The sequence below is a fragment of the Candidatus Mycobacterium wuenschmannii genome, assembly GCF_030252325.1.
GTDB classification, from domain to species: Bacteria; Actinomycetota; Actinomycetes; order Mycobacteriales; family Mycobacteriaceae; genus Mycobacterium; species Mycobacterium wuenschmannii.
Genome location: NZ_CP126981.1, coordinates 1,656,406 through 1,682,101 on the forward strand (window position 1 = coordinate 1,656,406; position 25,696 = coordinate 1,682,101).

The 25,696-nt window shown below is 68.9% G+C and carries 10 protein-coding genes; all 10 read right to left on the bottom strand.

What is annotated here, in order from left to right; genetic code table 11:
• Positions 1–154: 154 nt before the first annotated feature.
• The 10 genes from PT015_RS08075 to PT015_RS08120 are packed head-to-tail and all read right to left on the bottom strand — an operon-like array spanning position 155 to position 25,558.
• Positions 155–1,894, bottom strand: coding sequence for an ABC transporter ATP-binding protein (locus tag PT015_RS08075; protein ID WP_285190113.1), 1,740 nt, complete (start codon positions 1,892–1,894; stop codon positions 155–157).
• Positions 1,891–4,497 carry an ABC transporter ATP-binding protein/permease gene (locus PT015_RS08080; RefSeq protein WP_285190114.1) on the bottom strand — a complete coding sequence of 869 codons (2,607 nt, stop codon included), beginning with the start codon at positions 4,495–4,497 and terminating at the stop codon, positions 1,891–1,893. Before PT015_RS08080 ends, PT015_RS08075 begins: the two co-directional genes overlap by 4 nt.
• Complete coding sequence (locus tag PT015_RS08085) at positions 4,497–4,709, bottom strand: MbtH family protein (RefSeq protein WP_285190115.1); 213 nt, start codon at positions 4,707–4,709, stop codon at positions 4,497–4,499. Before PT015_RS08085 ends, PT015_RS08080 begins: the two co-directional genes overlap by 1 nt.
• Entirely contained in the window at positions 4,687–5,979 is a 1,293-nt protein-coding gene (gene mbtG, locus PT015_RS08090) for an NADPH-dependent L-lysine N(6)-monooxygenase MbtG (protein ID WP_285190116.1), read from the bottom strand. Before mbtG ends, PT015_RS08085 begins: the two co-directional genes overlap by 23 nt.
• Before the next feature lie 19 nt (positions 5,980–5,998).
• Positions 5,999–10,468 (bottom strand): amino acid adenylation domain-containing protein, encoded by a 4,470-nt coding sequence (locus PT015_RS08095; RefSeq protein ID WP_285190992.1) that lies wholly within the window; start codon positions 10,466–10,468, stop codon positions 5,999–6,001.
• A gap of 59 nt (positions 10,469–10,527) precedes the next feature.
• Positions 10,528–17,043, bottom strand: coding sequence for a non-ribosomal peptide synthetase (locus PT015_RS08100; protein ID WP_285190117.1), 6,516 nt, complete (start codon positions 17,041–17,043; stop codon positions 10,528–10,530).
• A complete protein-coding gene (mbtD, locus tag PT015_RS08105) occupies positions 17,040–20,024 on the bottom strand; it encodes a mycobactin polyketide synthase MbtD (protein WP_285190118.1) in 2,985 nt (994 codons plus the stop codon). Before mbtD ends, PT015_RS08100 begins: the two co-directional genes overlap by 4 nt.
• Positions 20,024–21,325, bottom strand: coding sequence for a beta-ketoacyl [acyl carrier protein] synthase domain-containing protein (locus PT015_RS08110; protein ID WP_390887951.1), 1,302 nt, complete (start codon positions 21,323–21,325; stop codon positions 20,024–20,026). Before PT015_RS08110 ends, mbtD begins: the two co-directional genes overlap by 1 nt.
• Positions 21,312–22,079, bottom strand: coding sequence for a thioesterase II family protein (locus PT015_RS08115; RefSeq protein WP_285190120.1), 768 nt, complete (start codon positions 22,077–22,079; stop codon positions 21,312–21,314). The genes PT015_RS08110 and PT015_RS08115 overlap by 14 nt, the downstream gene beginning before the upstream one ends.
• Positions 22,076–25,558, bottom strand: coding sequence for a non-ribosomal peptide synthetase (locus tag PT015_RS08120; protein WP_285190993.1), 3,483 nt, complete (start codon positions 25,556–25,558; stop codon positions 22,076–22,078). Before PT015_RS08120 ends, PT015_RS08115 begins: the two co-directional genes overlap by 4 nt.
• Between the last annotated feature and the right edge of the window lie 138 nt (positions 25,559–25,696).

Consider the following 25,696-nt stretch of genomic DNA (forward strand, 5'->3'; position numbering starts at 1 on the left):
GCGGTATTAAGGCTAGGCTAGCCTTACCTTTGCACCAGGTGGGCGGCGTCTGTGAAGCGGTCCAACAGGCGAAAACACCTGGGGCAAAGCCCTTTACGCGACGGGCAGCTGCCCCGGCAGCAATCCCCGCTGTCGAGCTTGTGCCCCGTCGTGACTAGTCGACGGCGATCCGCCATTCGGCCGCGTCCCGTTGCTGGCGCCAGAAGTCATCGAAACGTCCACCGGCAGAGAGCAACTCGTCGACGGTGCCATCTTCGATGATCGCGCCGGCGTCGAGGAAGAGCACGCGATCGGCGTGGCGGATGCTGGCCAACCGGTGCGCGACGATCACCCGGGTCCGCGGTTGCGGATCCGCCGTGAGCGCGTCGACCACGGCGGCCTCGTTCTCGGTGTCCAGCGCACTGGTGGCCTCGTCGACGAGCAGCACCGGCGCGGGCTTGAGCAGGGCGCGCGCGATGCTCACCCGCTGACGCTCGCCACCCGACAGCGCCGAACCGGCTTCGCCAACAACTGTTTCGGCGCCCGCCGGCAACCTGCCGGTGAGTTCGTCCACCCGGGCCAGTGCGACGGCGCGACCGAACTGCGCGTCTCCGGCCGTGGGATCGCCGGCGGCGATGTTCTCCCGGATGGTCCCGTGGAACAGGTAGGGATGCTGGAACACCACACTGCTCGCGGCGCGGCGGGCCCCGGCGTCCAGAGTCGCCACGTCGAGGCCGTCGACCAGCACGCGGCCGCGCGCGGGCTGGTACAGCCCGGCGATCAGCGCCAGGATGGTGCTCTTGCCCGAACCGGACGGCCCGACGATCGCCGTGGTGGTGCCCGGCCGCAGCGTGAAACTCACACCGTCCAGCACCGGCGCGCTCGCGCCGTCGTAACCGAAAGTGACGTCGTCGAATTCGATGACGGGTGCGTCGTGGTTGCCGCGCCGGTTTTCGACGCCGGCGGCTATCACCGGCGCACCGAGCACCGAGCGGATCCGGTCGAGGGTGGCACGGGTGCTCTCCAACGCCGGCCCCAGCTCACTGATCGAGGTGAACGGCTCCAGGTAGCGGGCGATGACGACGATCAGCGCGATCGCCTCCGGAACGCTGAGGGTGTGGGTGATGGTCAAAGCCGTTGTCGCGCCAGCGAACAGGATCAGCGCGAGCTGACTGGCCAGGCTGAACAGCAGCTGGCCCGGAACCTGCATCGTCAGCAGCCGCATCATCGCGCCGTGCTGTGCGGCCAGCGCGTCACCGACCATGCTGCGCGCCGGCTCGACGCGGCGTGCCGCGCGCAGCGCCTGCTGGGTGCGAGCGAACTCGATGATCCGCTCGGTCAACGACGTATTCGCTTCGGCGGCGGCCTGATCCGCGCGGCGAGCCAGCCGCGCCGAGGCCCACAATGCCCCGAGCAGCAGCGGCACACCGCCCATCGCGGCGACGCCGAGTTGCCACGACACCGGCAGCAGCGCCACGGCGATGGCGGCAGGTAGCAGCACGGCGGTGACCAACGGGGTCAGCAGGTTGACCGCGAGACCGACGAGTTCGGGCCCGGTCGCGGCGATCGCCTGGCGCGCCGACGCGGTGTTGTCAGCACTGAACCATTCCAGCCGCACCTCGGGCAGTTGATCCGCGACGTCGTGCTGGGTGTGGTCGAGCACGGCGAAGCCGAGATCGAATCCGATTCGCGCAGTGGTGGTGTCGATGAGCCAGCCCGCCACCGTCGCGGCGCTGAGCCAGCCCAGCCACGCGAGCGCGCGGTGCGGCTCGCTGCTGAACAATGCGCCGACCAACGGCACCAACAGCACCGTGCCGACGGCCCGCACGATCACCGAGATCAGCGCGAGCACGGTGTAGACGAGCACCTTGCCGCGGCGCTCGGCCGGCACCAGGCCGATCCAGGTGCGGATCATCGGGTGGCCTCCTGCCCGGTGGCGGCGGTGACCGCGTCGCGACGGCCGCTGTCCCACAATCGCCGGTAGCGTCCGTCGGCGGCCAGCAGTTCGTCGTGGGTGCCCTGCTCGGCGATGCGGCCGTGGTCGAGCACGACGATCTGATCGGCGCCGGCGATGGTATGCAGCCGGTGCGCGATCACCAGCACCGTGCGCTCCCGGGTCAGCCGGTTGAGTGCTTGCTGCACCAGGTATTCCGACTCGGGATCGGCGAAAGCGGTGGCCTCGTCGAGGATGAGCACGGCGGTGTCAGCGAGGATCGCCCGCGCGATCGTCAACCGCTGGCGTTCACCGCCGGACAGGCCGCTGGCGGCCCCGAGCATGGTGTCGTAGCCCTGCGGCAGGCGCAGGATGCGGTCGTGGATCTGGGCCTCGCGTGCCGCGGCTTCGATCTGCGCCGGGGTCGCATCGGGGACGGCCAGCGCGATGTTCTCGGCCACCGTGCCGTGCACGAGTTGGGTGTCCTGCAGCACGAATCCGACCCGGGCGTACAGCTCGTCGGCCGTCAACGTCCGAATGTCCTGCCCGTCAACGGTGATCGCGCCCTGCTGGACGTCGTAGAAGCGGGCCAGCAGCGCGGCCAGCGTCGACTTGCCGGAACCCGACGGCCCGACCAGCGCGGTGACCGTGCCGGGCCGCAGCGTCAGCGACACGTCGTGGACGACCGGCACACCGGGGCGATAGCCGAAGGTGACGTGGTCGAACACCACCGAATCCCCCGCCGCCGACTTCGGCTCGTCGCGCACCGACAGTTCCGGTTCGTCGAGGGTGACCTGTAGGCGCCGGGCGGCCAGCATCCCGGCCCGGATGCCGCCGAGGCCGTAGGCGATGTTGAGCAGCCGGGCGCCGAACGTGGTGCCCAGCAACAGGAACGGCAGCAGGTCGACCGGATTCATGTGCCCGCCGACGACAAGCAACGTACCGGTCCCCGTGATCAGCCACAGGAACGTCGCGGGCCGGGTGACCAGATCCATCAACGTCTTCTTGCCGGCCAGCGGGCGCTGCCAGTCGGTAAGAAAAGCGATGTAGCCGTCCAATTGTCGCCGGAAGCTGGACGCGGCCGCGCCACCGAAGACGCGGATCACCGGCTGGCCCTCGAGGTAAGCGCCGGCCTCGGTGCTCATCCGCTCGGCCCAGCGCTGCGACTGCGGGATCCGTGGGCCCGACTGGATTGTCATCGTCGACATCAGGACCAGATAGACCAGCACCGGAATGAACAACACCAGCGCCACCCGCCAGTCGACGACGAACAGGTAGATCAGCACCGCCAGCGGCGCGACCACCGCGGCGACGGCGTCCGGGATCGCGTGGGTGACCAGGTAATGCAACGACAGGGTGTCGTCGGCGACGAGTTGTTTGATTGCCCCGGATCCCCGAAGGGTGAACCAGCCCAAAGGCAGTCGCGCGAGCTTGCCCAATAGTCGCGATCGCAGGTCGCGGGAGAAGCGCGCGTCGACGACGTGCAACCACAGCGTCAGCGCCGCACCGAGCAGGGTGCCGAACCCGAGCAACGCGACGGCGGCGACACCCACTTCGCGCAACCGCGACGCGTCGGCACCGGACACCAGCAACCGGGCGAGTTCGACGAGCAAGAGGAACGGCGCGAGCTGCACCAGCGTGATGATCGCCTGCAGCACACCGGACGCGATCAGCGCCGAACGCAACGGTCCGAGCAGCCGGCCCGCAGCCTGGGCGCGCCAACTCCCTCGCGCGGTTGCCGGTTGGTCCTGCACCACAACGGTTTCCGGCTCGGCGGTCACCGGACCGTTGCTCAGTGCGACGGTGTCGGGGACCTCGGCGGCGGCCGTCTCCTGGTCGCCGCGACGGGTACCCATCTCGCGGCCGGCGCTCCAATAGGCCTGCGCGTGGACCTCCGACTTGGGGAAGCCGAATTCGTCGCGCAGCCGGCTCCGGACCTGCTTGAGCGTGGTGGCCTCCGGCGTCGCCCAGCAGTACCAGTCGGACCAGTCCCGGGCCTCGATGGCCGCGGCGAGCGCCTTCTCGTCGCGGCGGGCGACCCAGTGCACCCGCAGCCGCGGATGCTCGGTGATCGGGATCTGGCGGTCGTGGTCATCGTGCTGTTCCAGGTACACCTCGACCGGAACATCATGCGGGACAATGCCGATGATGCCGTTGATGCCGGGAATCGACGCGGAGTCACCGATCAGCAGGTAACCCGCGGGTTGCTCGTCGGGGACGTCGAAGCGCGTCGAACCCATCAGCGCCATCGCCGCGATGGTCGCGCCGGGTTGGACGGTCCGGGCCCACTTCGAGGCCGGCCCGGCCGGGTCGTGCAGCACCACGTCGATGGCGAAACGGCCCGCGGGCACGTCGGCCTCAGAGATCGTGTACGCGCGTTGGAATTCGGTGGTCGAGCCGTCAGGGTCGGGGAACCAGAACCGCAGCCAGGCGGCGGGTTCGGCCTGCACGTCCTGGAACACCGTTTCCGACTCGAACCGAATGCGCACGAAATGCGGTGCGATCAGGACGGTTTCGAGGACGGTCGCGGTATGGTCGCGGGCGCCGAAGCCCCGCAGCATCGCTCCCTGAAACCCGCGCGCCATCAGCTGTCCATCGCCTCGCGGAGGCTCCGGGGCCGCATATCGGTCCAGTTCTCCTCGACGTACGCCAGGCATTCGGCGCGACCGGCTTCGCCGAAGATCTTGCGCCAGCCCGCCGGAACGTCGGCGAACGTCGGCCACAGGCTGTGCTGGTCTTCGTCGTTGACGAGCACGACGAAGGTGCCGTTGTCGTCATCGAAGGGATTGGTGCTCATCATCTCTCCTGGTCGAGGCTCGGTTGGCACTACCACCCAGATCGGCGCCGAGCACCCGATCGGACAGCAGCCCCAGGCAACTGAGGTTGGGAAAGCCGGGACCCTGGTTGAGTCCGGCGAGGTTGGGCAGGAACAACTTCGGCGCGACGTCGGCGACGGCGAGGTCGTAGCCGATGGCTTCGGTGACGCGGTCCCCCGTCAGCGGGCCACCCAGGCCCAACTCGAGCAGGTCGAGCGCGTCCTGACTGAACAACGACGTGAACCACAGGGCGTCGGCGCCCGAGCCGTCGATCACCAGATCGAAACCGTGGACGGTTTCCAGGTTTTCGCTACCGCGATTGGTCGACAGCGTGAGCCGGATCTGCTCGTCGCGACCGACCGCATGGGCCACCCGGCCACGCAGGTGGCGGATGCGGTCGTCGGCCAGTAACGCGTCCTGGACGTTGGACGAGAACACCCCACGATCGGTCCGGGCGATCGCATCGCGCCGCTCTTGCACCGTCAGCGCGGTCCAGTCGCTGGGGTCGGAGAACAGCGCGTTCTCGAAGAAGCTCTCCCCGCGGGTGAACAACGTCACCTGCGGCGAAATCACCGTGATGGTCGAAACCCGATGGCGGAAAAGCTCATTCAGCATCGCCGCGGCGGTCTCGCCACCGCCGATGACCGCGACCCGCTCCGCGTTGATCCGGTCCTGCTGGCCGGCGCGGTGCCAGAACTGCGCGATCGACATCACTCGCGGATTGCCCGGCAGCAGCGACCGTTCCGCCTGCCCGGGCCCGGTGATCATCAAACCGTCCGCGTGCACGGTCGTTTCGTCGGTGTGCAGCGCCCACTGCTCGCCGTCCACCGCGAGGCGGTCGACCTCGCCGTAGACGACGGTCATGCCGATCTCGTCGGCCACCCAACGCAGGTACTGACTCCATCGGTGATGGGTCGGCGCCGGCCGACCGCGATCGATCCACTGCGCGAACTGGCTGGTGGCGATCAGATACGACTGCCAGCCGTAGCGCATCATCCGCCCGTCGACCTCGGCGTTGCGGCGCGGCACCAGCGATGACCGATACGGGAAGCCGACGTCCTTCTCCGGGCTGGTGCCCAGCCGCTGCGCGCCGTCGGTCCAGCCGCCGCTGGCCTGCCAGTTGGCCCCGACCCCGGTGCGCTCGATCGCGACGACGTTCGGCGCCTCGACACCCATCTCGCTCAGCACGTGCGCCTTGGCGGCTACCGCCACGGCTTTCACGCCGGCGCCCAGCACCGCAAGCGTGGTCATCGCACCGACTCCTTCCGCCTCACAGGGCTTCTCCGAGAGTGGTAATCGCCTGGCGCCAGATGGCGCCCAGCTCGGTCGCTTCTTGCTCGGTGGTGAGCAAGTCGCTGTATATCCAGTTGGTCAGCAACTGCGGACCCGACGGGGTCGCCTGCACCACCGCGATCACGTCGAAGGTGTAGCGCAGCGGCAGTTCCGGCTCGGTAGCCAACGGTATCGCCAGCGTCAACTCCGGGTCCGACACCAGGGTCCACGCATTACCGTCGTCGAACCGTGGCGTCATGTCCAGGCGGCCAAGGTAATTGAACTCCACCTGTGGGTGCCGGGCGTCCACCAACTCCGCGTCTCGGCGCGAATACCGCAGCAGCCCATAGTCCAGGCCGCCGTTGGGTACGGCCGCCAACCGTTGCGCGACCTCGGTCACGAGCCCGCGCGCCCGAGCGGTGTCGGCGGATGCCGCGTCGATGTCCAGCGGGTCCGTCACCGCCCCGAATCGCACCGGGAACACGTTGGTGAACCAACCGACCGTGGCGGAGGTGTCGACGTCGCCGTCGAACAGCGCGTCCTCCCGGCCGTGGCCCTCCAGCGCGATCAGCACCCCGTCGCGGGTGTCGTCGCCGCGACGCACGCGCCACGTGGTGAGCGTCAATGTCACTGCGGCCAAGAGGAATTCGCGGACACCGATCCCGGAACCCGCAGCGGAGATCCGGTCGAGCATCTCTTGGGTGTCGGCGACGCTGGAGCGCGTCTCACTCGTCCGCAGCGACGCCCAGGTGTCGCGCGACGGATCGGGCAGTCGCGACCCGAGCGCCGGATCGGCCGGTGCGAGTTGGTCCACCCAGTGCTGCCGCTGAGCCGATAGATCGGTGTGCCGCGACCGGTTGTCCAGCAGTTGCGCCCATTCGCGGTAAGTCGTGTACTCCGGCGCCAACTCGACCGGCGCCCCGCCCGACGACGCCGCGAAGGCCTCCGACAGCGCGGCCAGCAGGACGTACCACGACACCGCGTCGGTCGCGAGATGGTGGACGACCAGCAGGAGGCAACTCGCACCGTCGCCCTCGGCGTCGCACCACAGTGCCCGAATCATCGCGCCCGCAGCGGGATTGATGGTGTCGATAACGGCTTCGGCATGAGCGGCCAGTGTCGAGGCGGGCGGCCCCGCCACCCTTTGCAGGATCTCGCCGGCGCGCACGGAACCCGGTGGCCGGGTAGTCAGCCGGTGTCCGGAGTCGGTGTCCTCCAGCAGACCCCGCAGCATGTCGTGCCGGTCCAGCACCGCCTGCAGAGCTGTCTCCAAGCGATCCGACGTCACGTCGGGCGGCAGGGTGATCACCACGGATTGGCTGAACCGCCGGAAGTTTCCGTATTCGTACACCCACGAGACGATCGGCACCGGCTGGATCGGTTCGGACGAATGCTCTCTGGTGCGCGAATCCGGTTGTGGCTCCTGCTCGCCGGCGTCGATCAACGCCGCGAGTTCACGCAGGGTGCCGGCCTGCAGGATGAGGCGCGGTCGCAGCGGGATGCCACGCGCGCGCGCCGCGTGCACGATCGAGAGCGCGACGATGCTGTCGATGCCGAGCTCGAAGAAGTCTGCGTCGACGTTGATCCGCTCGATTTGAAGGAGGTCGACGAGCACCTCGGCGAGAGCGGACTCGGTGGCGGTCTCGGGCGCCGCGTGGCCCTGGTCCGGCTGGTCGTCCACATCGATTGCCGCCAACGCGGTTTCGTCCAATTTTCCGTTGCCGGTCAACGGAATCTCGTCGACGAGCACGATGCGCTGCGGGACCATGTAGCGCGGCAGCCGGGCGACCAGGCTGCCCCGCAATTCGTTCACCGACACGTCGTGGCCGGCGACGTAGGCGACCAGCCGCGGAACGCCGTGGCGGTGCCGCACCGCGACATGGGCCTGCCGCACACCCTGCTGCGCTTCCAGCACGACGGCGACCTCGCCGGGCTCGACCCGGTGGCCGCGAATCTTCACCTGCGCATCCGCGCGACCGATGTACTGGATCGACCCGTCCGGGTGTCGGCGCACCAGATCACCGGTCCGGTACATCCGCTCGCCGCGGACAAAGGGGTCGGCGATGAAGCGTTGCACGGTTTCCGGCGCGCGGCCGAGGTAGCCCCGAACCAGTTGCGCGCCACCGAGATACAACTCCCCCGCGACGCCGTGGGCGACCGGGCGCAGCGCGGAGTCCAGTACATAACCGCGGGTATGGCCGGTCGGGTGCCCGATCGACGGTTCGTCGTGCCGGTCGATGGCGGCCACCACCGCCTCGACCGTGGTCTCGGTGGGGCCGTAGCAGTTGAACGCCGTCATCGCGGTTCGCGCGCACTCTGCGCGGATGTACGACCAGGAACTGCCGCCGAGGGCTTCGCCGCCCAGCGCCAGGACGGCCAGGGGCACCCGGCCCAGCAAACCGGCCGACCGTAGTTGGGCGAACATCGACGGCGTGGTGTCGATCATGTCTACACCGTGCTCGGCGATCGCGGCGACCAGGGCCTCGGCGTCGGTCTGCGTCTGTTCGTCCACGACGTGGACAACGTGGCCGTCGAGCAGCGCGACCAGCGGCTGCCACGCCGCGTCGAAAGCGAAGGACCAGGCGTGCGCGATGCGCAGCGGGCGGGCGAGCCTGGCTGCGGCGGGCCGCAGTACATGGTCCAGGTGGTCATCGGCATAAGCGTTGACCGCCGCGTGAGTTCCAATGACGCCCTTGGGTTCTCCGGTGGTGCCCGAGGTGAACACCACGTAGGCGGCACGACCGGGATCGACGTCGACAGGCTCGAAGTCGGCGGGCCCGTCGGCCGCGTCGAAACTCTCGTCGATGACGATGCCGGCGCCACTCTGACGCAGGATGGAATCCACCCGCTCGGCCGGCATTCCCGGCTCCAGCGGCACGTACATCGCGCCGGCTTTCAACACCGCCAGGATCGCCACGACGTAGCGCGGTCCGCGGGGAAGCCTGATGGCGATCGGGGTCTCGGCGGTCGCGCCACGAGCCGCCAACGCCCCGGCGAGCCGGTTGGCGGCCTCGTCGAGTTCGCGATAGGTCATCGCCCCGCCGGCCCAGGTCACCGCCGGGCTGTCGGGCGTCCGGCCGGCAACCGCGGCGAAGCGAGTGTGAATACCTTGCGCCGTCGCAGGTTTCGCTACACCGGTGCCGAGCGGGGCGACCTCTTCGGCCGTCAGCACACTCACCTCGCTCAGCGGCCGGTCCCAGTGCTGCAGCAGCCGATCGGCGGTGTCTCGCAGTCGGCCCCCGAGCGTTTCCGCGGTGGTGTGTCCGATCGCCCCGTCGATCACCTCGACCATCAGGACCAGTTGCCCGTCGTCCATGTGCGCGGCGAGCACGATGGGGAAATGGGTGAGGCTGGCCACCGCGGCGGGCTCGAAGGTGACGCCGGTGCCGGCCAGTTGATCGCCGGACGTCATGGCGCCGGTCGGGAAGTTCTCGTAGACGAGCAGGGTGTCATACATTTCGCCGACACCACCCATCGCCCGCAGCTGCGCATGGCCGAGGTAGCTATGGTCGCGCAGGAGTGCCGAATCACGTTGCACCGCACGGCTCTGCTCGCCGACCGAAGCGCTGGGGTCCAGGCGCACCCGCAGCGGCACGGTGTTGATGAACAGGCCGACCATGGTCTCGACGCCGGCCAACTCGGCGGGCCGACCGGACACCGTCACGCCGAACACCACGTCGTCGCGGTCGGTCAGCCGCGACACGATAGTCGCCCACGCCATCTGCAGGAGCGTGTTGAGCGTGACTCCGCGCGACCGCGCGCCCGTGACGAGGCGGTCGGTGGCCGCCGCATCCAGACGCAGCTCGGTGCTCTGCGGCAGCCGGGTGGCCGTCCGGGCGGCGTCCTCGCCACCGAACGCGGCAGCCACCAGTGTCGGACCGGGCAACTCGGCCAGGTGGTCGCGCCAGACCCGTTGGCTGGCTTCCTGATCCCGGCCGGCGAGCCAGCCGATGTAATCGCGGTACGGACGCGGCGCGATCGGCAGCGCACCGAGGTCACCACCGGCGCGGTAGAGGATCATCATCTCGGCGACGAACACCGGCAACGACCAGCCGTCGATCACGATGTGGTGCGCGGTGATCGTCAAACGCCAACGCGCATCGGGCAATTCGATGAGCAGGAAGCGCAGCGCCGGCAGCCGCTCGAGGTCGAACGGCCGGCGCCGCTCGTCGAGTTCGATCGCCTCGATCTCGGCTTCGGTCGCCACCACGTCGCGCCACGGCAGGTCGACCCGCGACGGCACGATCTGCACCGGACGGGCAATCCCCCGGCTGAAGAAACTCGCCCGCAGATTCGGGTGGCGGACCAACATCTTCGCCGCGCAGTCGCGTAGCAGCGCGACATCCAGGGTGCCGAATACGTCGGCGGACATGCCGATCACATACGGGTCGTCGGCGGGCTCGCCCTCGGTGAAGTCGGCCAGTGCCGTCAGCGAATAGAGGCCCTCCTGAAGAGGACTCAGCGCCATCACGTCCTCGATCTCGGGCGCGGTCTCGGCCTCAGCGGCGGCTGCGGTGTCCGTGGTGGTCACGTCGTGCCGTCCCGCGACTTCGACCACAGCTGCGTCACCGCGGCCAAGTCGGTCGACGACAGACCCGAGGCCGCCATCGGCTCGAATCGAGTTTCGGGGGCGTCGCCGGCCGAGCCGTCACCGCCGTCGGTTCCGAGTGCGTCGACCGCGGCGGCCAGTTGCTGCACGGTCGGATTCTCGAAAATCATCCGGGGGTTGATCGGCAACCCCGCCGCCCTTGCCCGCGAGGCCAATTGGACGGACAGGATGCTGTCCCCACCGAGCGCGAAAAAGTCGTCGAATCGCCCGACCTCGGACGTGGACAGCAGCTCGGCGAACACCGCGGCCAGGGCGTGTTCGGTGTCGGTCTGCGTCGGCTCGGTGTGGCCGCTGGTGCTGACCGCCGGCCGCGGCAGGCCCGGCCGGTTCAGCTTGCCGGACTCGGTCTTCGGTAGCGCATCGAGCACGGTCAGCGTCGACGGCACCATATATCCCGGCAGCGTGGCGCCGATCGAGGCGCGCACCGCCGCCGCGAACGCAGCCTCGTCATCGACCGGTTGTTGCGGCACAACGTATCCCGCCAAGCTGGTGCCGTCGTGAATCTCCCATGTCCTGGCAGCCGCGGCGGCAACCCCTTCGGCGGCCGCCAGCGCGGCCTCCACCTCGGCGAGCTCGACGCGGAAGCCCCGCACCTGCACCTGATGATCGGCGCGCCCGGCGAACTCCAACTGCCCGTCGTGGGTCCACCGGGCCAGGTCGCCGCTGCGGTACAGCCGGCTGCCGGGTTCGGCGGCAAAGGGATTGGCGATGAATCGAGTCGAGGTCAGCGCGGACCTCTTCCAATACCCGCGGGCCAATTGGTCACCGGCGTAGTACAACTCACCCACCACGCCGACCGGCACCGGCCGCAGCGCATCGTCGAGCAGGTAGGCCTGCGCCCCAGCCACCGGCGATCCGACCAGCGGGGTCGGCAGTCCCAGCGGTCCACGCGACACCGCGCCGGAGGTCTCGGTCGAGCCGATGTTGTTGAGCAACTGCGGGCCCGCATCGCCGGCTTCGGCGCACACGGCTGTCAGCCTTTGCAGCAACGACATACTCACCGGCTCGCCACCACACACCAACCGGGCCAGCGACCGCACCGAGTCCGGTGCGCTGTCCACCAGCGCCGAGACCAGGCTGGGCACCGCGGTGATCTGTTTGACCGACTCGCGGATCATCAGTGCGCCAAGCGCTTCCGCGTCCCGGTGCTCGGTGTCGTCGGCAAGGATCATGGTGGCGCCGGCCGCCAGACCGGCGAGCAGCTCCATGCCGCCTTCGAGAAATGTCATCGACGCCTGCGAGAGCCTGATGTCGTCGGTGCGCGGCGGATAATGCCGCAGCTGCCAGTCGATCCGCGCCGCCATCGCCCGCTGAGTACCGATCGCGCCCTTGGGCTTTCCGGTCGAACCCGAGGTGAAGACCAGATACAACGGGTCGTCGGAACGCGGCAGGGTTGGGCGGACGGCAGGAGGCTCCGATCCCTCGATCGCCGCCCGCACCTCTGCGTCGTCGAGTAGTACGACCGCGGCTTCGTGGTCGTCCGGCATGGTGTCGAGCGCCTCGACGGTCGCGATGACGACCGGGGGCTGCACGTCGTCGAGCATGAACTGCTTACGCGCCAACGGATAGCCGGGGTCGATCGGGAAATAGGCGGCACCGGCTTTCACGATGGCCACCAGAGCCACCACCATCTCGATGCCGCGCCGGGTCGACAACCCGACGAAGGAGCCCGGCCGCACACCGCGGTCGATCAGAAGCGCCGCCAGGTTATCCGAATGATGATGCAACGCAGCATAATCCAGATTACGCCCGGCACAGCGCACCGCAACGGTACCCGCGCCGCGACTCGCTTCGAGTAGCTCCGGCACGGTACGTGGCCGGTCGGCCGGCGGTTGGTCGCCACGGCTCCACTGCGTCAGGATGCGCTGCTGCTCGTCGGTGTCGCCGAGCACCACATCACGCAAACTCTGGTCGATGTCGTCGGCAAACTCGGTGACGACTCGCGTGAGCCAACCGGCCAACCGTTCGATGGTGGCACGCTGATAGAGCTCGGTGCGGAAGATCAAGTTGCCGTTGTAACCGACATCGTCGGATCCGTCGGTGCCGAAGAAATTGACACTCAGATCGGCGTGTGCCATGTCGAACACGGGATCCAGTGACGTGCAGACAGTGTCGTGCTCGCCGCCCTGCCCCGACTCGATGACTCGGGTGGCCGGTAGGTGGTCGCGAACGTGGATAACCACCTGGAACAGCGGGTTGCGCGACAGCGATCGCACCGGGCTGACGCTGTCGACCACACGGTCGAATGGAAGATCCTGGTGAGCGTACGCGGCCAGGGCGGTCTCCCGCGCTCGGCCCAGAACCTCACGCAAGGTGGGGTTACCCCGTAAGTCGTTGCGCAGCACGAGAATATTGACGAAGAACCCGATCAACTGATCCAGCTCGGCTTCGGTGCGACCGGCGACCGGCGTGCCCAGCGGGACGTCGACGCCGCTGCCGGCTTTGTGCAACACGACCGCCACCGCGGCCTGCAGGGCCATGAACTCGGTGACGCCCAGTTCGCGGCACCGCTCCGAAAGCTTGGTGCGGGTGGCGGCGTCGATGCTGAACGTCACCGAATCGCCGTCGCCGGTCGGCAGGGGCGGACGCGGGAAGTCGGGCCGCAGGCCGCTGTCCTCGGGCAGCCCTGCCAACTGACTCGTCCAGTAGTCGCGCTGCTCTGCGGCGACCGCGGACTCCTGACCGCCCGGAGCACCCAGGAAATCCCGCTGCCAGGCGGCGTAATCCGCGTACTGCACGCGCAACGGCGCCCATGATGGAGTTTCGCCGTCGCGGCGCGCGCGGTAGGCGGTCATCACGTCGGCGAACAGCACCCCGGCCGACCAGTGGTCGGAGGCAATATGGTGCACCACGAGCGACAGGACGTGGGCACCATCGTTGTCCAGCACAGCGACCCGGATCGGCCACTCGCGGTCCAGTTCGAAACAGTGCCGACGTTCGGTCTCCAGTTGCTCCTCGAGCCACTGCGCGCCATCACCCGCGGCGCGCCGCACCGCGAGTTCGGCGACCGGATTCACCACCTGGTACGGGATTCCGTCGTCGTCCACGTAGGTCGTGCGCAGGATCTCGTGTCGCGCAACGACATCGCCGACCGCAGCGGTCAGCGCGTCGATATCCCACGGTCCGCTCAGCCGGGCGGCGAACGGGATGTTGTTGACCGGGCTCGGCCCGTCGACGCGGAAGGCGAACCAGCTCCGCAGCTGCGAAGCCGAAAGCGGCAGCGGTTCGTCATGGGTGGTGGCGACCAGCTTGGGCCGCGATTGGGCGCGCGCACCCGAACTCAGATCGTCGACGCGTTCGGCCAATGCACCGACGGTGCCGAGTTCGAAGATGTCTCGGACACCCAATTCGACGCCGCACTCCGAGCGGATGGCGGTGACGAGCTTCGTGGCGACCAGCGAGTGGCCGCCGAGATCGAAGAACGAGTCGTCGACGCCCACCTTCTGATGCCCGAGAAGATCGGAAAACAGTGCGGCAATGCGCCTTTCACTGGCGGTCGACGGCTCGCGATACTGCGCCCTCGCCTCGATCTCCGGCTCGGGCAGCGCGGAACGGTCGATCTTGCCGTGAGCCGTGATCGGGATCTCGTCAATCGCGACGTAACCGGCCGGAACCATGTACTCCGGCAGCGCGGCGGCCACGCGGGCGCGGATCCGATCCAGGTCGACGGTGTCCAGGTCGCCGCCGTCAACGGGCGTGATGTAGCCGACCAGGCTCTTACCCAACTGCGGTAGGTCGGAGGCCACGACAACGGCCTGCCCCACGCTGGGGTCGACGGAGATCGCCGCGGCCACCTCGCCCAGTTCGATGCGGAATCCGCGGATCTTCACCTGTTCGTCGGCGCGGCCGACGAACTCGATGTCGCCGTCGGCGTTGCGTCGCGCCAGATCGCCCGATCGGTACAGCCGGGCACCGGGAACGAACGGGTCGGCCACGAAGCGTTCGGCGGTCAAGCCGGGCCTGCGGTGGTAGCCGCGTGCGACATGCGTTCCACCGATGTAGATCTCACCGATCACGCCGACCGGGACGGGCTGCAATGCGTCGTCGAGCAGGTGCAGTTGCGTGTTGATCTTGGGTCGGCCGATCGGCACCACGCGGGTGCCTTGGGCCCCCTCCACCGGGTAGCTGCTCGCGTTGATGACGGTCTCGGTGGGGCCGTAGAAGTTGTGCAGCATCGCGTCGAAAGTCGCGTGGAACTTGTCCGCGATCTCGCCGGGCAGTGGCTCACCGCCGATCGGCACCCGGCGCAGCGTGCGCCACTGGTTGACGCCGGGCAGCGACAGGAACAGTCCGAGCAGCGACGGGACGAAGTGCATCGCGGTGATGCCCTCGCTGCGCAGCAATTCGGTCAAGTAGCCGATGTCGCGCAAGCCGTCCGGCCGCGGAATCACCAGGCGCGCACCACAGATCAGTGTTCCGAAGATCTCGCCGATCGACACGTCGAAGCTGGGTGAGGCAACCTGCAGCAGCCGGTCGGCCGCATCGACCTGATACTCGTTGCCGAACCAGACGAAGTACTCGGCAACCGGCGCATGCGGCACGGGCACACCCTTGGGCAGACCGGTCGAGCCCGAGGTGTAGATCAGGTAGGCGGTATTGATCGGACGCAGCGTCCGCAGCAACGCGGTGGGCGCGGAGACCGGATAGTCAGAGAGGTCGGTGACCGGTTCGCGCAGAACGAGTTTCGCCTGGGCATCGTCGAGAATGAAGGTCAACCGGTCTTCGGGATAGGTGGGGTCGACGGGTAGGTAGACACCGCCGGCCTTGAGGACACCCAGCGCGGTGATGACCAGCTCCGGCGACTTGTCGAGCAACACCGCCACCCGGTCCTCGGTGCCGATGCCCTGGTCGATCAGCCAGTGCGCCAGCCGGTTTGCCTCGTGCTCGATCTCGCGATAGCTGTACTGCCGACCTTCGTAGACCACCGCGACGGCGTCCGGGGTCAACGCCGCCCGAGCCGCGACCAACTCCGGCAACGTGCTGGCCGGGGTGCTGAAGTCCTCGCCGTTGGATACGTCTCTCAGCCAGTCGGTGTCCGCGTCGCTCATCAGCACGCACTCCGACAACGTGGTGTCGGGGTCGGCGAGCGCGTGTTCCAGCAGCACGCCGTAGTGCCGGAGCAATTGATCCACGAGCGGGCGATCGAGCACCTCGACCAGATATTCGGCCTCGACGATCGCGCCGGAGCCGTCAAGTTCGATCATGAAGCCGAGTGGCAGCTGGCTGACATGCCCGCGGAGTTCGGCACGTTCGCAGCGGACGCCGGGCGGGCTGAAGCCGCCGCCGTCGGGTTCGCGCAATCCGAAGCTGACCCGCGTCATCCGCTCGGCCCCGTGCCGGCGATCGGGATTCGACGCGCGCACCAACCATTCCAGGTCGACCCGCGAATGGGCCATCGCGCCGACGGCGCTGTCCCGGGTCGCCGCGAGCAACTCACGGAACGTCTGACGCGGCTCGGGCCGCATCCGGGTCACCAGCGTATTGCCGAAATAGCCGATCGAATTCTCGCTTCCGGCAGCACGATTGAGCACCGGGGTGGCGACCAGGAAATCGGAGGCATGGGTGTATCGGTGCACCAGCGCGCCGAATGCCGCCATCAGGACCATGTAGGGGGTGGCGCCGGTCTCCCGGGCGAGCGCGGCGACGCGTTCGACTGTCTCCGCCGACAGCGATGCGGTGGCCCGCTGGGCGCGCAGGGTGCTCGGCACCACCGAACCGTTAGGACCGGGAAGCTCCAGTGGCTCAGGCAGATCCGTCATCAGCGAGCGCCAGTAGGCCAGGTCGTCCTCGCTACTGGACATCGGGTCGCCCGCGGCGGACGGCACCGCTGCGACCGGAGCGGCGCCGTCCTCGATGTAAGCCTGCGTCAGGTCGGTGAAGAACGGCGCCCAGGAGCCGTCGTCCCACGCGATGTGGTGCGCGGTGAACAGCAGCATCAGGTCGTCGTCGCCGAGCCTGGCGACCTCGATGCGCAGCGGCGAATCCTCGGTCAGGTCGAACGGCTGACGAAACTGCCGCTGCGCCAACACTTCCAACCGGAGATTGCGGGCCTGCTCCGCCAGCCCGGACACGTCGTGCTCGGCCCAGGCCGGCCGCAGCTCGTCGTTCACCACCGGGTGCGGGTCACCCTCGCCGTCGGTCCGGTACGTGGTGCGCAACACCGGATGGCGGATGGCCACGGCGTCGACGGCCCGATGCAGACGCTCGACGTCGACCTTGCCGCTGACGCGGTACGACACACAGATGTTGAGCAGCGCACCGCCCGGATCCACCGACTGCACGAACCACATCCGGCGCTGACCGTCGGACAACGTCGGTCGCTGCTCCGCGGGTTGGGCGACGTCCGGTCGCGCCAAGCCACGCTCTGCGATCTTGCGGCGCAACAACTCCAGGCGCTGCGCGTCCAGCGTGCCCAAGTCGGTCGTGTCAGTCACGCGTGGATTCCAACCTTCCCCATGTCCTGGCCGTCAGTTGCGCCCAGGACGTCGATCAGTTCGTTGACGGTGATCCCGCCGAGCATCCGCGCCACCGGAGCCGAGTGGCCCACCGTCCGGCGCAGCCGACGGCGCAGGTCGAGTGCCAGCAGTGAATCCAGCCCGAGGTCGATCAGCGACGCCGTCGCGTCGATCGACTCCGAATCGCCCAGATGCAGAGTTGCCGCAAGCTCGGTGCAGACCACCTCGACCAGAGGCCGGGCGTCAACGCCGTTGCGCTGCACGGTGTCATCGACGTCCGAAGGCACAGCGAACGGAATCGGGATGCCCTGGCTCTCGAAGAACACCCGTAGCCGGTCGAGGTCTGCGTCGAAAATCAGTGGGTCGCCGTCGAACCGGCCCAGGCTGGCGGTCACCGCCGCCTCCGGTCGCATGGCGATCAGCCCGGAGCGTTCGGTGCGGGCGATCTCCGCCGCCTCGACCACCCCGGCGTCCTGCCACAGACCCCAGCGGATCGCCGTGCAGTCCAACCCCGTTGCGCGCAGTTGCGCGGCCAACACGTCGAGAATCCGGTTCGAGGCCGCGTAGGCGGCATGACCATGCCCACCCCAAACGCCGAACACCGACGAGCACGCCAGGATCCGGCATTCCGGTTGCAGCGGCCACCCATCGGCCATCGCCGCCAGGCCGGCGACTTTGGCCGCACACACCGCGGCCACGTCCGGCCCGGTGAGTTCGTCGCGCAGCGAGGCCGACGCGATCCCCGCGGTGTGGATCAACAGTGATGCACCCGCCCCGGCGTATTCGGCCGCGACCGCGCCGACCGCTACCCGGTCGGTGATGTCGCATCGCGGCGCGTGCACCTCGACGTGGTGCCGGCCGATCAGTCCCTCGAGCACATCGGGCGCTATTCCGTTGCGACTCAACAGAATTACCCGGCGCGCCCCGCGTTCGATGCAGTGTTGCGCGTAGCGCAACCCGATGGCTCCGCTGCCCCCGGTGATCACCACGTTCTCCAGGGCGGCGGCATCCAGCCCCCGGGCCGTCGCGGGCTCGCGGGTCTCCCGCAACGTCCGGACGAAAGGCAGCGGTTCGCTGCCGCGCAGTGCCAGCACACCGGCATCGCCGAGCAGCACGTCCAGGGCCGCGACGGCGATGTGGACATCGATCTCACCGGCCGGCAGGTCAAGGGTGCCGAACGTCTGGTCGCCGAATTCGAAGGCGACGCTGCGGTGCATCGCGGCCAGCGCCGCCTGCGCCGGGCGGGCCGCCGGGTCGCCGGGCAGCACGTGCTCGCCGGCTGCCGTGAGCAGCCACACGGCCCGGCAGCGCGGGCCGATGATCGCCGTGTAGTCCGGCAGGCCTACGTCACTGCGGCCGGCGATCTGCGCGACGGCCTCGGTCGCGTCGAGTGCGTCGAGGGTAGGTGCCAGCACCGCAACGATTTCCGCTTCGGTCGGCGACACCACCTCGTATCCGCGATGCGCCGAAGCGGCCGCGCTCAGGTGTCCCCCGTCGTCGCCGACGATCGCAATGGCGCATCGCGTCGGTGCGGCGGGCGTCGAGGCGTCGGCGGGTTGCCAGTCTTCGATGGCCACGGTCAGTGGGTTGGCCGTCTCGACGAGGGTGGTGGTCATCGGTTCGGGTGCGGCCCACAGGTGTACCGCCCGCATGGGAGCGTTCGGGAATCCGCGCACCGGCGCTCGGGTGTCCGCGGGAAGCGCTGCCGCCCAGGGGTAGTGCGGGTCGGCGACCGCGGCGGCGGCGATGTTGCCGGACAACACGTCGACGATCGAACCGTCGCGGTGACCCGATCCGAGAATCACCGCGGAGTCGTCGACGACCAGGTCGTTGAGCGGATACAACAGCGAGGGGTGCGCCGACATCTCGATGAACGCATCGGCTCCGCATTTCTGGGCGGCAACCACAGCACGGTCGAATCGCACTGTACTGCAGAGACTTTCGTACCAGTACTGCGAGAAGTCGACGTCGCTGCCGACCTCGGCTCCGATGGCCGAGCCGATGAACGCCATCGGTCCATCGACGAAGGCCGAGCGGGGTTGCAGCGCGGCCAGTTCCTCGCCCAGCGGCCGCAGGGCGCTGGTGTGCCCGGGGTAGTCCACGATGAGCTTCTGCGCGAAGACGCCACCTGCCTGCGCCGACGCGGTGACCGCGACGACCGCGTCATGGTCACCCGACACCACTGTCGCCGACGGCCCGTTGACCGCCGAGACCTCCAGCCAACCCGGCGTCTCGCCGATCAGTGCCTGCGCGTCGTCGACAGCGAGGCCGAGCACCACCATCGCGTAGTGACCGGTCAATCGGCCCACCACGGTGGCGCGGGCACCGACCAGCGCCGCGGCGTCGGCCAGCGAAATCTTCTCGGCCACATAGGCAGCCGCGATCTCGCCGAGACTGTGCCCGACCGTGATCGCCGGCAACACGCCGCTGAACTTCCATTGCGCCGCCAGGCTCACCGCGTGGGTGAACTGCGCCCCCTGGATCTCGACGCGCGACCAGTCCCGCTCCGCATCGCCCTGCAGGTATGGCAGCGGCGACGGGTATCCGGCGGCGACGAACGCCTCCGCGCACCGGTCCGCTTCGGCGCGGTATGCGGCGAGCCGGCCGTAGGCCTCCACTCCCATCGACTGCCATTGGTTGCCCTGACCGGGAAACACGAATGCGGCAGACGGCGTAACGCTTTTCGACGAGCGAGCCACCAGCGGATGCTCCTCGTCGTGCGCCAGCGCCGCCAGCGCCGCAACCAGCTCGGCGCGATCCGCGGCCCGCACGACGGCACGATGCCGGCGCACGCGCCGCAACCGTTGCACGGTGGCGGCGACTTCAACGGTCGGGTCACGGTCGGCATCGAGCCGGTCGACGAAATCGAGTATTGCCCAGGCGTCCTGGCCGATCAGCCGCTCGTCATGCGCCGAGAGCAGTATCGGGACGCGGCCGTCAGGCAATGGTTGGGCCAGCATCACGCGACCTCGGGCAGCGAGACGATGACGTGCGCGTTGGTGCCGGCGATCCCGAATGCCGACGTCGCGGCGACGCGTTGGCCGTCAACGGACGGCCAGGGCGTGAGCGTCGTGGCGAGCCGCAAACCCTGTTTCTCCCAGTCGATCTCGGGGCTGGCATCGGCGGCGTGCAGGGTCGCCGGGATCGCTCCGTTCTCGGCGGACACCAGGATCTTGGCCAGGCCGAGCGCGCCGCTGGCCGCCAGTGCGTGACCGAGGTTCGACTTGACCGACCCCAGCAGGGCACCGCGCTCGGGTTCGGTGTCGCCGTACGTCTGGGCCAGCGACTGCAATTCGGTGCGATCGCCCAGCCGGGTGCCGGTGCCGTGGCCCTCCACCATCCCGACGTCGTCGGGACGGATGCCCGCCTCGGCGATGGCGCGGCGGAACAGGCTGACCTGGGCCGCGCAGCTGGGCGCGCTCAACCCGGCGCTGCGGCCGTCGTGGTTGATCGCGCTGCCGAGGATTTCGGCGAGAATCGGCCGGCCATCGCGGCGGGCGGCCGACTTACGTTGCAGCACAAAGACGGCGGCGCCTTCGGCCCAGACGGTCCCGCTGGCCTGCGCGCTGTAGGCGCGGCAATGCCCGTCGTCGGACAGCGCGTGCTGCTTGGAGAACTCGACGAAGAAGCCGGGCGAGCCCAATACGTTGACCCCGCCCGCCAACGCAAGGTCGCAGTCGCCGTTCTGCAACGCCCGGACGGCGGCGTGGAACGCCACCAGCGCCGACGCGCAGGACGAGTCGATGGTCACCGCCGGGCCCGTCGATCCCAGCGTGTAGGCGATCCGGCCCGAGATCACGCTGAGGGCGGTGCCCGCCAACAGATGGCCACTGTATTCGGAGAATTCGGCCATCTGTGGGCCGTACCCGGTGGCCGACGCACCGAGGTAGCACCCCAGGTCGTGCCCGGCCATGTCGTCGGGATTGATGCCGCTGTTTTCGAGCGCTCGCCACGACACCCGCAGCGCAACTCGCTGCTGCGGGTCCATTGCGACCGCCTCACGGGGCGAGATCCCGAAGAACTCCGGGTCGAACATCGTTGCCGCGCTGAGGAATCCACCGCGGTCGTGGATCTCCTTGAAACCGCTGCGCCGAGAGCCGGCGAACAGTTCGCGTACCGACCACCCGCGGTCGACGGGAAACGGGGTTAGCGCCTCACGGCCCTGCGACAGCAGGTCCCAGAAGCCGGCCGCGGTATCGATTCCGCCGGGCGCTTCCAGCGCCATCCCGACGATGACGATCGGGTCTTCAGCCATCGGCATTCACCCGTGCCGCGATGTCGTCGATGTGGTCGTCGAGGTAGAAATGTCCGCCGTCGAACCAGTCGATGTCGAACGCGCCCGAGGTGTGGCTCTCCCAGAGTTCCAGTTCGTCGGCGGCGACACGCGGGTCGCCGTACGCGCCCAGCGCGGAGATGTCGGCGGCGATCTGGATGTCGGAACCACAGGTGTAGCGATTGATCGCCGCGTAGTCGGCGCGCATCGCGGTCACCAGCAACTCGGCGAACTCCGGGTCGGCGAGCAGTTCGGCGTCGGTACCGCCGAAGTCGGTCATGTCTACCAGCAGATCGTCGTGGCTGGTCGGAAGATCAGGCTTCGCTTCGACCGCACAGGGGGCAGGCGCCGCGGACGCCCACAGCTTCTGCACTGCGGCGCCGCGGGATTCGGCGACCCTGGCGAATTCGAAGGCCACCACGGCGCCCATGCTGTGGCCGAACAGTCGCAGCGGCGCCTCCTGGCGCCAGGGTCCGGCGACGAACAGGCTGCGGGCCAGATCCTGAACGGTTTCGGCGGCGGGTTCGGTGAGGCGCTCGGCGCGCTGTGGGTACTGGACGATGTAGGTGTCGCCACCGCCGGCGGCCAGTGCGGTCGCGAGCTTGCGGTAGCCGGTGGCTGCGCCCCCCGCGTGTGGGAACACCACGGTGGCACCGCGACCCCCGGCAGCCCGCCCGGTGAACCGCTTGACCCAGGACGGGAATTCCTTTTTCTGAACCGACGTCAGGTTATCGAAAATCATTGCAGGGCTTCATCTCCGGCGATCGCTGCCACCACCCGTCCGGCGTCCATGCCGACGACTTCCAAATATAGTTCGGCGACCTGCTCGAGTCGGCCGGGTTCGGATTCACGACGGCCGAGCAGATCGGCCAGCGCCGCCACCGTCCGGGTGGCGAAGATGTCGGCGACGATGATGTCCGGGGTGTCCAGCCAGGACCGAACGCGCGCAACGGCTTGCGTCGCAAGCACCGAGTCGCCGCCCAAGGCGAAGAAGTCGTCGTCCACACCGACCCCGTCGGTCTTCAGCACATCGCCCACGATCACCGCGACCGCGGCCTCCACCGGAGTCGCCGGCGCCCGGTGCTGGGGCGCCGTGGCTTCCGCGACCGCGGTTGCGAGTCGACCCGCGACGATCCGTCGGTCGATCTTGCCGGCCACCGTGTACGGCACGGCGTCCACGAACGACAGATGCTGCGGAATCATGTGCGCGGGAACGAGGTTCGACATCGCGGTCCGCACCGCGTCGGCGGTCAGCTCTGAACCGTCGGCATGAATGGCCGCCGCGAGCACCTCGCCGCCGCCCGTCGCGGTCACCAGGGCCGCGACCGCCGTCGCCACGCCGGGGATCTGCCGCAGCGCCACCTCGACCTCGCCGATCTCGACGCGATAGCCGCTGATCTTGACCCGGTGGTCGGCGCGCCCGACGAACTCCAGGACGCCGTCCGGCCAGTACCTGACCAGATCGCCGGTGCGATACCAGGTCTGGCCGTCGTGCTCGACGAATCGCTCGGCGGTGAGATCCGGTCGCCCACGATACCCGCGCGCAATCCCGCGGCCGCTGATCCACAACTCGCCGGCGACCCAGTCCGGGCAGTCCCCGCCGCGGTCGTTCACCACCCGGCAGACGTTGTTGGTCAGCGGGGTGCCGAACGGCAGCGCGGTCAGCTCCGGGGACAGCTCGTCGAGATCGCCGACCTCGAAAATCGTGTTGTGCGTGGCGGTCTCGGTGGCCCCACCCAGGCCGGCGAACCGCAGCCCCGGCGAGTCGGCACGCAACCGGCGCACCACCTCGGGGCGCACCCAGTCACCCCCCGTCGGCACCACCCGCACCGACGAAAGCCGCCCCGCGCCGACCTCGCTCAGCATCTCCAGCCAGCCGGGCATGAAGTGCAGCACGGTCACCTGATGCTCGGCGATCAGCCGGGACCAAGCGTCCGGATCGCGCCGCTGTGCCTCGTCGACCACCACGATCGAGCCGCCGGTGCGCAGCGTGACGAAGACGTCCATCACCGAGATGTCGCCTTCGAGCGTCGACAGCGCGAGGCACCGGTCCGCGGGACCGATCTCGAAGTGCCGACCGATGAATTCCACGGTGTTCATCGACGCGCCGTGTGCGACCTCGACGCCCTTGGGCTCGCCCGTCGAACCCGAGGTGAACAACACATAGGCCAGCTCGCCGGGATCGGTTGTCGCAGGCTCGAACTGCGGATCGGCGGGCGCGTCGGCGAGCACGTCAGCAATGACCAGTGCCGGCACCGGCAACGCGAGCGGCTTGCCGCCGCACACCAGGGCCAGCTTCACCTCGCCGGCCCGCAGGATGCGCTCCGCGCGGTCGCGCGGCTGGTCGACGCTGATCGGCAGGTACACGCCGCCCGCCGCGAGGATTCCCAGCAGCGCGGGGATCTGTTCGGCGGTCTTCGGACCCATGATCGCGACCGTGTCGCCCGCGCCGATTCCGTTGTCGCGCAACGCTGCGGCTACAGCAAGTGCCTGGCGGCGCAGCTGCCCGTAGGTCAGGTCGCCGGAGCCGGCGATGACGGCCGGAGCATCGGGCTGCTCGGCGGCGCGCCGAAAGAAGCCGTCGTGCAGGGCTTCTCCGCTGGGCGCGGCGGTACGGCCGTTGACCGCGTCGCGTACCGCGCGTTGGTCGGCCGGGAGCGCGGGCGGGTCTAGTTGCACCCAGGCATCGCCTGACGACGCCAGCCGCTGCAGCTCGTCGACGTGATGCGCGAACATCGCATCGATCACCCCGGCCGGGAAAACGTCCTCGCGCACATCCCAATTCACCAGGACGCCGCCGTCGAACTCGGTCACCTGCGCATCGAGGGACACCTGCGGCCCCTGCGAGATGATCCAGCTGGGGGCTCCGAACGACTCGGTGACGTCGCTGCCGAACAGTTCGCCGAGCCCGAGCGCACTGGTGAAGACGACCGGGGCGAGCACCGGGGTGCCGCGATGGCGAGCCAGGTCGCGCAACACCGACAGGCCGGGGTAGCCGGCGTGTGCGGCGGCAGTGCGCATCGCGTCCTGCACCGTGTGTGCCCGCGACACCGCATCGGCGGTGCCGGTCAGATCGACGTCGAGCAGCAGTGACGAGGTGAAATCGCCGACCAGGCTGTCGACGTCGGGGTGCAGCGCCTCGCGGCCGAACAGCGGCACGTTGAGCAGAAATCGCGAGGTGCTCGACCAGCACGCCAGGGTGTGCGAGAAGGCCGCGGCGAACATCATCGCCGGGGTGACTCCACGCGACCGGGCGTGGGCGAACAGGGCGTCCCGTGTTTGCGGGTCCAACCACTGCCACCGCCGAGTACTCTTTCGTGACAGCGCTTTTCGGTTCGTCGACGGTAGGGCGGGGGGATCGGGGAAGTCCGGGATGCGCTGCGACCACCAGTCCCGGTCGGCATCGTGCGCGGGCCGCGGTTCCGCTTCCCGACGGGCGATCTCGTGGCGGTACTGCTGATAGCTGTAGCCCAGATCCGCCAGTTGCCGTCCGCGATACAGCGTCGCCAGATCGGTCATCAGGGTGCGGTAGCTCATCGCGTCGGCCGCCTGCATGTCCAGATCGACGTGCAGTCGCGACTTCTCGCCGGGCAGTAACGAGAGCGTCAACTCGAACACCTGCCCGTCGAGTTGCTGGTGCGACTTGTCTTCCCGGATGCTCAGGAGCCGCTCGGCAACCGTCTCGTCGGACAGGTCGCGGAGATCGTGGACGGTGACGGGGAATTCGACGTGTTCGGTGTCCGCGATGTGCTGGGTGCCGTCCGAGAGGAACTGGACCCGCAGCATCGGATGGCGCAGCGCCAGTGCAGCGGCTGCCCGCCGAAGCCGTTCGGGATCGGTTGCGCCGCCGTCGAATTCGACATATAGGTGGCCGGCCACGCCGCCGAGTGGTTGACTCTCGTGACGACCGACCCACATGGCGTGCTGCATGGGCGCCAACGGGAATGCCTCGCCTGCGTCGAACGGTTCCGCCGCATCGGTGGGCGGTGCCGCGTCCGAACCCGCCCCGACGAGCAGCGACCACGCCTCGACGGTGGGATCGGCGGCCAGCGCGGCGAAGTCGACGTCCACCCCGCGCCGACGCCACTTGCCGGCGAGCGACATCATCCGAATCGAATCGAGGCCCTGGCCGACGAGATTGCCCGCGGGGTCGACGGAATCGGCGCTGACGCCAAGCAATTCGGCCACCTCAGCGCGCACGTCACTCGGGCTCCCCGCTATGGAAGCCCCGGCCCCGCCCGTCAATAGTCAACCCTCCTACCTGGTTATGTGAGGCTAGCCTAAATTGCTGGCTACTTTAGTAGTCGGGTACCCACGACGCTAGCGCCCTCAGGTCGCTGTAAGGATCGTTCAGGGGCG

Excerpts from the sequence above, each read along its gene's own strand:
- PT015_RS08085 (WP_285190115.1), bottom strand. The coding sequence starts at position 4,709 with ATGAGCACCAATCCCTTCGATGACGACAACGGCACCTTCGTCGTGCTC.
- PT015_RS08075 (WP_285190113.1), bottom strand. The coding sequence starts at position 1,894 with ATGATCCGCACCTGGATCGGCCTGGTGCCGGCCGAGCGCCGCGGCAAG.
- PT015_RS08080 (WP_285190114.1), bottom strand. The coding sequence starts at position 4,497 with ATGGCGCGCGGGTTTCAGGGAGCGATGCTGCGGGGCTTCGGCGCCCGC.
- mbtG (WP_285190116.1), bottom strand. The coding sequence starts at position 5,979 with ATGACCACGCTTGCGGTGCTGGGCGCCGGCGTGAAAGCCGTGGCGGTA.
- PT015_RS08095 (WP_285190992.1), bottom strand. The coding sequence starts at position 10,468 with ATGGCGCTGAGTCCTCTTCAGGAGGGCCTCTATTCGCTGACGGCACTG.
- PT015_RS08115 (WP_285190120.1), bottom strand. The coding sequence starts at position 22,079 with ATGATTTTCGATAACCTGACGTCGGTTCAGAAAAAGGAATTCCCGTCC.
- PT015_RS08110 (WP_390887951.1), bottom strand. The coding sequence starts at position 21,325 with ATGCCGATGGCTGAAGACCCGATCGTCATCGTCGGGATGGCGCTGGAA.
- mbtD (WP_285190118.1), bottom strand. The coding sequence starts at position 20,024 with ATGCTGGCCCAACCATTGCCTGACGGCCGCGTCCCGATACTGCTCTCG.